Here is an 11712-nt window from a genome sequence, read left to right as displayed (position 1 = left end):
GCCGGCCGGAACATCGCCGGCCTCCAGTTCGGCATCGGCCAGCATGACCCAGGCGATGAAATCGGCCGGCTGGCGTTGCACCGCCAGGCGCAGCTGCTGCCGGTCCGCGTCCATCCTCAGGTACCCGCCGCCAGCTGCGCCAGCTCGTCGGCCTGGTGCTCGTGGATCAGCCGTTCCACCAGGGTGTCCAGCTCGCCGGCGATGATGTTGGGCAGGTCGTACAGGGTCAGCCCTTCCACGCGGTGGTCGGTGATGCGCCCCTGCGGGAAGCTGTAGGTGCGGATGCGCTGGCTGCGGTCGCCGCTGCCCACCTGCAGCCGGCGGCTCTCGGCCGTCGCCGCGGCCTGCTTGCTGCGTTCGGCATCCAGCAGCTGGGCCTTCAGGCGCTTCATCGCCTTGTCGCGGTTGGCGTGCTGGCTGCGCTCGGTCTGGCATTCCACCACCACTCCGGACGGCACGTGGGTGATGCGGATCGCCGATTCGGTCTTGTTGACGTGCTGGCCGCCGGCGCCGGACGAGCGGAAGGTATCCACGCGCAGGTCGGCCGGGTTGATCACCACGTCATCCACTTCGTCCGCTTCGGGAATGATCGCCACCGTCGCTGCCGACGTGTGGATGCGGCCCTGCGACTCAGTGGCCGGCACGCGCTGCACGCGGTGCGTGCCGGACTCGAATTTCAGTTTGGAATACGCACCACGGCCGACCACGCGGGCCACGATTTCCTTGTAGCCACCATGTTCACCGGGACTGTCCGATTCGATCTCCACCTTCCAGCCCTGGCGCTCGGCGTAGCGGGCGTACATGCGGAACAGGTCGCCGGCGAAGATCGCGGCCTCATCGCCCCCGGTGCCGGCCCGCACTTCCAGGAACAGGTTGCCGTCGTCGCGCGGGTCGCGCGGCACCAGCAGCAGCGCCAGTTCCTGGTCCAGCTGCTGCAGCCGCTCCTGGGCGGCGGTGATTTCCTCTTCGGCCAGCTCGCGCAGGTCCGCATCGCCGCGCATGGCTTCGGCCGCAGCCAGGTCGGCCAGTGCACGGGCCTCGTCGGCCAGGGCCGTGGCAATGGGCTGCAGCTGCGCGAACTCGCGCGAGAACGCGCGGAAACGGTCGTTGTCGTTCACCACGGCCGGGTCGGCAAGCAGGCGTTCCAGTTCTTCGCGGCGTTCGGCCAGCGCTTCCAGCTTACGGCGCAGGGTCGGCGTCATCAGTCTTCACAGCAGGATGTTGGTAGCCCGGCTTGGCCGGGAACAGGCGCTCGGCGGCGCGGGTCAGTTCAGTATCGCCGCTCAGCGCAGCCGCGCGCAGGGCGGCGGTGGGCGGGTGCAGCAGGCGGTTGGTCAGGCCGTGGGCCAGCAGTTCCAGCACTTCGTCCGGCGATTTGCCGTGGGCCAGCTGCTGGCGGGCCTTGTCCAGCATTTCCACGCGGGTCGCTTCGCCGTAGGCGCGCAGTTGCCGCAGCGGGGCCTGGTGGGCGCTGGCCTGCAGGGTTTCCACGAAGCGGGCCACCTGCAGCTCGATGATCGCCTCGGCTTCGGCAGCGGCCTCGCGACGGCTGCGACGGTTGTCTTCGACCGCCCGCTCCAGATCGTCCACGGTGTACAGGAACGCATCGGGCAGCTCGCCCACGCCCGCCTCGATATCGCGCGGCACGGCCAGGTCGAACAGCAGCATCGGCTTGTGCTTGCGGGTCTTCAGCGCGGCGGCCACATGTGCGCGGGCGATCACCGGCTCGCGGGCGGCGGTGGCCGAAAACACCACGTCGGCCTCCCCCAGGTGGCGCTCCAGTTCGGTCAGCGGCAGGGCCACGCCGCCGTGGCGGCTGGCCAGTTCCTGGGCATGGGCCAGCGTGCGGTTGGCCACCAGCAGGCGGCGCACCTTGCCTTCGCTCAGGTGCCGCGCAGCCAGTTCGATGGTCTCGCCCGCACCGACCAGCAGCACCGTGGAGTCTTCCAGCCGCGCGAACGAGTTCTGCGCCAGGCGCACCGCGGTGGAGGCCACCGAGATCGGGTTGGCACCCACGCGGGTATCGGTACGCGCGCGCTTGGCCACCGAGAACGTCTGCTGGAACAGCCGGTCCAGGCGCTGGCCCAGCAGGCCGTGGTCACGCGCGATGGCCCAGGCGTCCTTGACCTGGCCCAGGATCTGCGGCTCGCCCAGCACCATCGAGTCGAGCCCGGTGGCCACCCGGAACAGGTGGCGCACCGCATCCGCGTCGGCGTGCTGGTACAGGTAGCCGTGCAGCTTCCCCGCGTGGGATTCCAGCCACTGCGCCAGTGCCTCACCCGATTCGGCCACCGCGTACAGCTCGGTGCGGTTGCAGGTGGACAGCAGCACGGCTTCGGCCACCTGCGGGGTATCGCGCAGCGACGCCAATGCCTGGGGCAGGGCGTCGCCGCCAAAGGACGCGCGTTCGCGCAGTTCCACTGGCGCGGTCTGGTGATTCAGTCCGAGCACCCACAGGGTCATTGTTCAGTTGCTTGCGATAAGCTGCTGGCCATTCAAGTCGTCATTTTAAGGCCAGAAGCCCCCGATGCCCGCATTGATTCGCATCTCCAGCGTTCTGTTGCTGTCCTTGTCCGTCGCCAACGCCCTGGCAGCGCCGGCGCCGGCCCCCGTGGCTGCCCCCGCAGCCAAGGCCACCCCGGCCCAGACCGCGCCGTTGACCCCGGTCATGGCCGGTGAGTTCGCCCTGCAGGCCGGCAAGCTCGGCGACGCCGCGCGCTGGTACCTGGAGGCGGCCGAGGCCGGCACCGACGACGCCGGGCTGGCCGAGCGCGCCACCCGCATCTCCATGCTGGCCGACGACGACAAGCGCGCCGCCCGGGCGCTGGCGCTGTGGGAGGCCCGCGCCCCGCGCAGCCTGGCCATGCGCAGCGCCGCCGCTGCGCTGGACATGCGCCAGGCCGACATCGCGGGCGCGCGCACCGAACTGGGGGCGCTGCTGAAGGACCCCGACCCGCGCGGCTGGAAGTTCGCCATTGCCGCCTTGATCGGCGGCGGGCGCGACCCGGCCGTGCCGGCCCAGGTGCTGGGCGGGCTGGTGGACGACAACGCGATTCCCGATCAACTGGAGGTCTGGCAGGAGCTGGGCCGCCTGGCCATGCGCATGGAGCGCCCGGACCTGGCCAAGCGGATGGTCGACGAAGTCGTGCGGCGCTTCCCCAACGAACCCCGCGTGGCGCTGTTGAATGCCAGCCAGCTGGCCCAGGCCGGCAAGCAGGACGAGGCGATGGCGCTGCTGCGCGGCGTCGAGCCCAAGAGCCGCCAGGACCCGGACCTGCGCAACGCGCTGGCGATCGCCTACGACACCATGGGCGACCCGCGCGCGGCGGCCCGCGTGCTGGCGGTGGGGCCGCAGGACGTGCAGACCTGGGGCATGCGTGCCTCGCTGCTGGCCAAGCAGAAGGACGATGCGGCCCTGCTGCTCCTTTATAAGGAGCTGTCGGCCAAGGCAGCCAAGCCCGACCCGGCCCAGCGCCTGCTGCTGGGCAAGATCGCCGAGTACCTCAAGCGCCCGGCCGAAGCGGTGGACTGGTACCACAGCGTGCCCGGGGGCGAGGAACTGGCCGAAGCGCGCCTGCGCGCGGCCAATGCCCAGTACGACGCGGGCCGCCCGGACAAGGCCTTCGCCGAAGTGCATGCGATCCAGTCCGACGCCACTGTCGATGACGAGGCCCGCCGCGACGCCTACCTGCTGGAGGCCGAGCTGCGCCAGCGCGGCAACGACCTGCCCGGCGAGCTGGACGCCCTGGCCCGTGGCCTGGCCGCCTACCCGGACGAGAACGCGCTGCTGTACGCCCGCGCCCTGGCCTGGGAGCGCCGCGACGACGTGCCGCGCGCCGAAGCCGACCTGCGCAAGATCCTGGTCACCGACCCGGAGAACGTGGCCGCGCTCAATGCGCTGGGCTACACGCTGGCCGACCGCACCCAGCGCTACCAGGAAGCACTGGAGCTGATCGACCGCGCCCGCGTCGCCGAGCCGGACAACGCCGCCATCGTCGACAGCTACGGCTGGGTGCTGTATCGCCTGGGCCGCAACGAAGAAGCGCTGGTGCAGCTGCGCCGCGCCTGGACCCTGAGCAAGGACGCCGAGGTTGCCGCGCACGTCGGCGAAGTGCTGTGGGTGCTGGGCCGCAAGGACGAAGCACGGCGTTTCCTCGACGAGGCACGCAAACTGGACCCTGACAACCGCGCCCTGCAGCGCGTGATCGAGAAATACGGCGTATGACGTTGAACCTGTTCAAGGCCGGTGCCGCGCTGGCGATGGCTGCATCGTTGTCGGCCTGCGTGTCGCTGGACGAGCGCAAGGCCCCGGCCGCACCCACCGTGGTGACCACCGTGTCAGCCGAGGCCGAGCAAGCGGAAACGGCCCGCGTGGCTGCCGTGCGTGCACAGCCACAGTGGAGCTTCCAGGGCCGCGTGGCGGTCAACAAGGGGCGCAACGGCGGCAACGGGCGCATCGACTGGCAACAGGATGCGCGCCGCTACGTGGTGGAACTGAGCGCGCCGGTCACCCGCCAGAGCTGGAAGCTGACCGGCGACAGCCACCACGAAGGCGGGCGCCTGGAAGGCCTGGAGGGCGGCCCGCGTGAAGGTGAGGACGCCCAGGAGGTGCTGCTGGAGGCCACCGGCTGGGACATTCCGGTCAACCAGCTGCCCGACTGGGTGCGTGGCCTGGTGGCCGATGACACCGGCGCCGCCGAGCACGTCGAGCGTGACGGCGACGGTCGGCCGCGCCGGGTCGAGCAGATGGGCTGGCAGATCCAGTACCTGGACTGGTACCCGGCCGAAGGCGACCGGCCGGTGCTGCCCCGGCGGATCGAAGCGACCAGCGGGGACGCCAAAGTGCGCGTGCTGGTCGACAGCTGGACGCTCGGCGGCCCATGAGTGCTCTGGACCTGAACGCGGGCTGGTCGCAATGGCCGGCCCCGGCCAAGCTCAATCTGTTCCTGAACATCACTGGCCGCCGACCCGATGGCTACCACCAGCTGCAGACCGTGTTCGTGCTGCTCGATTGGGGCGACCAGATCCGGCTGCGGGTACGTGAAGACGGCCAGGTGCGCCGCGACGGGCCCTCGCTGGCGGGCGTGGCAGAGGCGGATGATCTCGCTGTACGTGCAGCACTGCTGCTTCAACGTGCCGCCAATGTCGCCCAAGGTGCGGACATCGGTGTTGAAAAACACATTCCGGCCGGCGGCGGGTTCGGCGGCGGGTCCTCCGACGCCGCCACCGTGTTGGTGGGCTTGAACCGTCTGTGGAACGCCGGCCTGGACGTCGATGCCCTGGCCACCCTGGGGCTGCAGCTGGGCGCGGATGTGCCGGTTTTCGTCCGGGGCCACAACGCCTGGGCCGACGGCGTGGGCGAGCAGCTCACCCCGATCACCCGCGCGCCGGCGTGGTATGTCATCGCCGATCCGGGCGTGCATGCGCCGACCGCCGGACTTTTTGCAGATCCGCATTTGACGCGCGACGCCCCAGTGGCGAAAATAGCGGACTTCGCTTCCGGGTCTTTGCTCGGGAATGCGTTCGAGCCGGTACTGCGCCGTCGCGAGCCTGCCGTAGAGGCAGCGTTTGCAGCGTTGAGCAGGATCGGCCGGGCACGACTCACCGGGTCGGGAAGCGGTTGTTTCGTCGAGTTCGCCACGCGCGCTGCTGCAGAGCAGGGCCTGGCGCAGTTGCCGGAAGGACTGCGGGCATGGGTGGCTGCGGGCGTGGAGCGCTCGCCACTGCTTGATGTACTCGAGCGTTATTGATTTTGATGCAGGGGCGTCGCCAAGAGGCCCAAGGCACCAGGTTTTGATCCTGGCATTCGGAGGTTCGAATCCTCCCGCCCCTGCCACTTGCGGATGTCAGCCGCGTTCCCATGCGCATATCTGCGCGGGCACGGCCGATGATCCGCGGTGTTGTCACCGCAGACACTCCAGGGTGCCGGCGGCCGAGTTCTCCAATCGCTCCCGCCCGAGACCGTCATGATGCAAGATCACCCCAACCTGCTGGTATTTTCCGGCAACGCCAACAAGCGCCTTGCGCAGAGCATCTGCAAGGAACTGGGGGTGCGACCGGGCAAGGCATTGGTGTCGCGCTTCTCCGATGGTGAAGTCCAGGTCGAGATCGAGGAAAACGTCCGCAAGCAGGACGTGTTCGTGATCCAGCCGACCTGCGCGCCCAGCGCGGAGAACCTGATGGAGCTGCTGGTGCTGATCGATGCGCTCAAGCGCGCCTCGGTCAACAGCGTGACCGCGGTGGTGCCGTACTTCGGCTACTCGCGCCAGGATCGCCGCATGCGCTCCTCGCGCGTGCCGATCACCGCCAAGGTGGCCGCCAAGATGTTCAGCGCCGTAGGCGCCGACCGGGTGCTGACGGTGGACCTGCATGCCGACCAGATCCAGGGCTTCTTCGACATGCCGGTCGACAACGTATATGCCTCGCCGCTGCTGCTCGCCGATATCTGGCGCGCCTACGGCACCGAAAACCTGATCGTGGTGTCTCCGGACGTGGGCGGCGTGGTGCGCGCACGTGCGGTGGCCAAGCGGCTGGACGATGCGGACCTGGCGATCATCGACAAGCGCCGCCCGCGCGCCAACGTCTCCACCGTGATGAACATCATCGGTGACGTCGAAGGCAAGACCTGCGTGATGGTCGATGACATCGTCGATACCGCCGGTACCCTGTGTGCGGCTGCCGCGGCGCTGAAGGCGCGCGGCGCCCTCAAGGTGGCCGCGTACTGCACCCACGCCGTGCTCTCGGGCCCGGCGGTGGACAACATCAACAACTCCCAGCTCGACGAGCTGGTGGTGACCGACACCATCCCGCTGCGTGAAGAGGCGCGGGTGTGCAGCAAGATCCGCCAGCTCAGCGTGGCGGAAATGCTGGCCGAAACGATGCGTCGCATCGCCTTCGGCGAGTCGGTCAGCTCGCTGTACGTGGACTGATTTTTTTTCCGCCCGCCGGCAACGGTGGGCGGGCCCCGGGTACGTCTGGTCGCGGACGTGCCTTCATCGCCAAGCCATCCGGCAAGGCACCAACTGGTAGTCAATACAATGTCCAAGACCCATGAAATCAAGGTCACCGCTCGTGACGTGCAGGGCAAGGGTGCGAGCCGCCGCCTGCGTCACGCCGGCGTGATCCCGGCCGTCGTGTACGGCGGCGACGCCGCTCCGATCAACATCAACCTGGACCACAACGCCACCTGGCTGGCCCAGCAGAACGAGTGGTTCTACTCGTCGATCCTGGACCTGAACCTGGATGGCAAGATCACCAAGGTCCTGCTGCGTGACATGCAGCGCCACCCGTTCAAGCAGCTGATCATCCACCTGGATTTCCTGCGCGTGAACGAGAACGAAGCGCTGACCGCCAACGTCCCGCTGCACTTCATCAACGAAGACACCTCGCCGGCTGGCAAGGCTGCCGACGTCGTGGTCACCCACGAACTGAAGGAAGTGACCGTGTCCTGCCTGCCGAAGGACCTGCCGGAGTCGATCGACGTCGACCTGGGCGAGCTGAAGGCTGGCGACGTGATCTACCTGTCGGACATCAAGCTGCCGAAGGGCGTCGAGATCCCGGCCCTGGCCCAGGGCAAGGACCATGACGACGCGATCGTCACCGCCAAGCTCGGCAAGGAAGATGCTGCCGACGAAGCGCCGGCTGCAGAGTAAGTGATTGCGGCGCCTGTCCTTCGGGGCAGGCGCCGTTTCTGTATGTGCCGGCACAGGGCCGGTACCGACGAAAGAAGAGTGATGACAGGATTGCGATTGATCGTTGGTCTGGGCAATCCCGGACCCGAGCACGCCCAGACCCGGCACAATGCCGGGTTTCGTTTCATTGACGCCCTGGTTGAACAGGCCGGCGCGCGCTGGAGCGTGGACAGCAAGCTGTTCGGCGAGACCGCCAAGGTCGACATCGCCGGGCAATCGGTGTGGCTGCTCAAGCCCGCCACCTTCATGAATCTCAGTGGCAAATCGGTCACTGCCGCGCAGCGCTTCTGGAAGATCGAACCGGAACAGACGCTGCTGGCGCACGACGAACTGGACCTGCCGCCTGGCGTGGCCCGGCTCAAGTTCGACGGCGGCCATGGCGGCCAGAACGGCCTGCGCGACACCATCCGCCTGCTCGGCCACGGAAAATTCCACCGCCTGCGCATCGGCATCGGTCATCCCGGTCACAAGGACCGCGTGGTGCCGTGGGTGCTGGGGCGCGCGAGCAAGGACGACGATGTGCTGATCGGACACGCCGTCAACGATGCGATCGACGTCCTGCCGCTGGCAGTGAAGGGCGATTTCAGCGAAGCGATGAAGCGGCTGCACACCCCCAAGTAGGTACCGACCGTTGGTCGGTACGGAGAATGATTGGTAAAACGGCGAACACACCGCGCCTTTTTCCCAATCACGTTCACCCCAGAGGTTGTCAAAGATGGGTATCAAATGCGGCATCGTCGGCCTGCCCAACGTCGGCAAATCGACCCTGTTCAATGCGCTGACCAAGGCGGGCATCGCCGCGGCCAACTTCCCGTTCTGCACGATCGAGCCGAACGTCGGCATCGTGCCGGTGCCGGATCCGCGCCTGAACGAGCTGGCTGCGATCATCAACCCGCAGAAGGTCATTCCGACCGCGGTGGAGTTCGTCGACATCGCCGGCCTGGTGGCCGGTGCCGCCAGCGGTGAAGGCCTGGGCAACAAGTTCCTGGCCCACATCCGCGAAGTGGATGCGATCACCCACGTGGTGCGCTGCTTCGAAAACGCCGACGTCATCCACGTCAACAACAAGGTCGACCCGCTGTCGGACATCGACACCATCGACACCGAGCTGGCCCTGGCCGACCTGGACAGCGTCGAGAAGGCGCTGAACCGCGCCGAGCGCGCTGCCAAGGGTGGCGACAAGGACGCGGCGGCACGCAAGCCGGTGCTGGCCAAGCTGCAGGCCGCGCTGGCCGACGGCAAGGCCGGCCGTTCGGCGGGCCTGGACGAGGAAGAGAAGGCGCTGGTCCGCGACCTGTTCCTGCTCACCCTCAAGCCGGTGATGTACATCGCCAACGTGCTGGAAGACGGCTTCGAGAACAACCCGCACCTGGACGCCGTGCGCGCCCGCGCCGCCACCGAAGGCGCGCAGGTGGTGCCGGTGTCGGCCGCGATCGAAGAAGAGCTGTCGCAGCTGGACGACGAAGACCGCGACACCTTCCTGGCCGATCTGGGCCTGTCCGAGCCGGGCTTGAACCGCGTGATCTACGCGGCCTACCAGCTGCTGGGCCTGCAGACCTACTTCACCGCCGGTGTGAAGGAAGTGCGCGCCTGGACCGTGCGCAAGGGCGCTACCGCCCCGCAGGCGGCCGCGGTGATCCACACCGACTTCGAGAAGGGCTTCATCCGCGCTGAAACCATCGCCTATGACGACTTCATCAAGTACAAGGGCGAAGCCGGCGCCAAGGAAGCCGGGCGCCTGCGCCTGGAAGGCAAGGAATACCGCGTCCAGGAAGGCGACATCCTGCACTTCCGCTTCAACGTCTGATTCCACCGCACGTTGATGCCACGCAAACGCCCCGCCCCGAGCGGGGCGTTTGCGTTTTAGGCAGGTGACGCCGGGCTGGACAAAAATTCACCAGCGTTCAAAACGCCTGCCGCACATGGCTCGCCACCACTTGTCCACAACAAACACCCACGGCTCTCCACGTGCGGTGTGGAAAAGCCGTGTGTCCTGCCGGGTGTCATCCCCATTCGCAACAAATCGCAGGGAAAAGCAGGTCAGGGCGGCTGTAATCATCAGGGCGATCCGGCACGGCGATGGCATGGCACGGGGCCGCAGGCCGTCTACTGCATGACCGCTCACGCGGCGACCAACGCGTCCGCCGCCAGCCGGCCCAGCCACGGCGCGAGCATCACGCCCGGATGGGCGATGGCGGCGTAAAGGCCTTCAACGCCGGGCAGGAACCCCTGCACCGGCATACCGGTGCTGGTCAACGGCCGTTGCATGGCCCTCGCCGAGCGCAACACCAGCCCGGCAGGGGCAGTGAGCAGGGCCTGCGTGTCGGCCATGCACTGACGGGCCAGGCGGTCCAGGCCGGCATCGCCCTCGACGGGCATGTCGGCCGCAACCAGCATTCCACCGCCGAGACGTGGCCGGACTTCGTGGTCGGCAGCACACAGCAGGTGATGGAGACGCCCGGGCAATGCGTCGAACGCCAGCAGCACCGCGGGCGCCTCATGCACGGGCAGGTGGATATCCAGGCGTGCCGCCAGGGGCACGGCGCTGGCCGCATTGGCAAGCACCACGGCGTCCACCGAATGCGACCCGTCCGCTGTCACCACCGCGGTAACCCGGCCGTTGCGTGTCTCAATGGCGGACACCTCCTGATCGAACGCAACACGTGCGCCCGATGCCTGTGCACTGGACAGCAGCTGCGCGGTGAGCAGCGCAGGTTCGAGGGCGAAATCGCCGGGCACCCACGCGGCCAGTGCCGGCGCCTTCAGATGCGGCTCCAATGTCCTGATGCCTGCGCGATCGAGCAGTGCGATCGTGATGCCCGCCGCCCGTTGTTGGGCCACGAACGCGTCGGTGTCCGCGTCCGTGCCGGCCCACACCAGCGCGCCGCGCGCCGCGATCGGCAAGGGGCCCAGCGCGCTCGCCAGCCGGGCAAATTCCGGCACGGCGTCGCGGATCATGGCAAAGCGCGACGGCGCGTCGCCCGGCAGCATGCTGCCCGTGCCGACCCAGCCATACGAGCTGCCGGTCGCGCCGCTCGACGCGTCGGGGCCGCGCTCCAGCACCGTGACGGCTGCGCCCGCGCGCGTCAGGTGCCACGCCACGGAGGCGCCTGTAATGCCGGCGCCGACTACGGCAATGCGGGGAATGCCTCTGCGCACGCGGTGCTCTCCATCGATAAGGGGTAGCGCAGCATAGTCGGGATGGGGAGCCGCGCTGCGACAGGGTGTCCGCTGGCAAGCAGGTGCTGGCGATTAATTGATCACGCCTGGAAACCCTTGGTGCATGCGCTTCCAACCCACTTGTCCACAACAAACACCCACCGCTTTCCACGCCCCGTGTGGAAAACCTCCGCCCCGGTAGTGTCGGCCGCTGGCCGGCACCCCCGCACACCCACCCGCAAACACCGTGGACAATTCTTGACCACCGCTGAAAACCCTTGCGGCGTATCGCTCGCACCGGGTTGTCCACAGCAAACCCCCATCGCTCTCCACGCACGGTGTGGAAAACCCCATACGCGCGTGGACAAAAAATAGCCACACCCTGAAAGCCTTGCGGTGGTTGGCTTGCGCCTACTTGTCCACACCAAACCCCCACGCCTCTCCACGTCGGGTGTGGAGAACCGTACAGGACGCTTCCTGGATTCCGAGGAGCCGGCCAGCGGCCGGCACTACCTGCTTGGGAGAGCCGGCCAGCGGCCGGCACTACCTGCGTGGCTCTCTGCATGGTCACCGGCCGATTGTCTGGGGCGGGTGCGGGTGGATTGGCGGGACCCTCCACCGCAGCCCACCCGCACCTGCCCCGCGCAGGCGCCAGCACACCGTGATCGCTTGTGCCTTGTCGCTTGGGAAGTGCATCGCCAAAAAAAAGACGGAGGCACTGCCTCCGTCTTTTCGCCCGCATCCGCTGCAACCGCGCGGCTTACAGCGCCGTGCCACCGAACTTGTGCGTGTACTGCAGGTTGAGCGTACGGCCCACCGTATCGAACCACGACACGTCGTAGTACGGGTAGGACGTATAGGT

At 68.0% G+C, this 11712-nt stretch carries 10 protein-coding genes and 1 tRNA gene; 8 read left to right on the top strand and 3 right to left on the bottom strand.

The features are described 5' to 3' along the window. Positions 1-116: 116 nt before the first annotated feature. Both prfA and hemA read right to left on the bottom strand, forming a co-directional pair. Entirely contained in the window at positions 117-1202 is a 1086-nt protein-coding gene (gene prfA, locus DBR34_RS03155) for a peptide chain release factor 1 (RefSeq protein ID WP_128095664.1), read from the bottom strand. Beyond that, on the bottom strand, positions 1180-2463 hold the full coding sequence (gene hemA, locus DBR34_RS03150) for a glutamyl-tRNA reductase (protein ID WP_128095663.1): 1284 nt from the start codon (positions 2461-2463) through the stop codon (positions 1180-1182). The genes prfA and hemA overlap by 23 nt, the downstream gene beginning before the upstream one ends. Before the next feature lie 64 nt (positions 2464-2527). Here hemA and DBR34_RS03145 point away from each other — a divergent pair, with 64 nt between their 5' ends. From DBR34_RS03145 to ychF, 8 genes are all read left to right on the top strand, one after another. After that, positions 2528-4225: a tetratricopeptide repeat protein gene (locus DBR34_RS03145; RefSeq protein WP_128095662.1), complete on the top strand. Its 1698-nt coding sequence runs from the start codon at positions 2528-2530 to the stop codon at positions 4223-4225. Continuing rightward, on the top strand, positions 4222-4884 hold the full coding sequence (gene lolB, locus DBR34_RS03140) for a lipoprotein insertase outer membrane protein LolB (RefSeq protein ID WP_128095661.1): 663 nt from the start codon (positions 4222-4224) through the stop codon (positions 4882-4884). The genes DBR34_RS03145 and lolB overlap by 4 nt, the downstream gene beginning before the upstream one ends. Continuing rightward, positions 4881-5750, top strand: a complete 870-nt coding sequence (ispE, locus tag DBR34_RS03135) for a 4-(cytidine 5'-diphospho)-2-C-methyl-D-erythritol kinase (protein ID WP_128095660.1) — start codon at positions 4881-4883, stop codon at positions 5748-5750. The genes lolB and ispE overlap by 4 nt, the downstream gene beginning before the upstream one ends. A 9-nt stretch (positions 5751-5759) precedes the next feature. Continuing rightward, positions 5760-5836, top strand: a tRNA-Gln gene (locus DBR34_RS03130). A 133-nt stretch (positions 5837-5969) separates the two neighbouring features. Then, positions 5970-6929, top strand: coding sequence for a ribose-phosphate diphosphokinase (locus DBR34_RS03125; RefSeq protein WP_038692467.1), 960 nt, complete (start codon positions 5970-5972; stop codon positions 6927-6929). 108 nt (positions 6930-7037) lie between these two features. Next, positions 7038-7652: a 50S ribosomal protein L25/general stress protein Ctc gene (locus DBR34_RS03120; RefSeq protein ID WP_128095659.1), complete on the top strand. Its 615-nt coding sequence runs from the start codon at positions 7038-7040 to the stop codon at positions 7650-7652. Positions 7653-7733: 81 nt separating this feature from the next. Next, complete coding sequence (gene pth, locus DBR34_RS03115; protein WP_128095658.1) at positions 7734-8312, top strand: aminoacyl-tRNA hydrolase; 579 nt, start codon at positions 7734-7736, stop codon at positions 8310-8312. A 94-nt stretch (positions 8313-8406) separates the two neighbouring features. After that, entirely contained in the window at positions 8407-9498 is a 1092-nt protein-coding gene (gene ychF / locus DBR34_RS03110; protein ID WP_128095657.1) for a redox-regulated ATPase YchF, read from the top strand. Between the two features lie 314 nt (positions 9499-9812). Here the strand turns inward: ychF and DBR34_RS03105 are convergent, their stop codons facing one another. After that, positions 9813-10850, bottom strand: coding sequence for an FAD-dependent oxidoreductase (locus tag DBR34_RS03105; protein WP_258223631.1), 1038 nt, complete (start codon positions 10848-10850; stop codon positions 9813-9815). Between the last annotated feature and the right edge of the window lie 862 nt (positions 10851-11712).

This window comes from Stenotrophomonas sp. HMWF003, from assembly GCF_003061285.1.
Taxonomy (GTDB): domain Bacteria; phylum Pseudomonadota; class Gammaproteobacteria; order Xanthomonadales; family Xanthomonadaceae; genus Stenotrophomonas; species Stenotrophomonas maltophilia_AP.
This window is presented reverse-complemented; position numbering and strand designations above follow the sequence as displayed.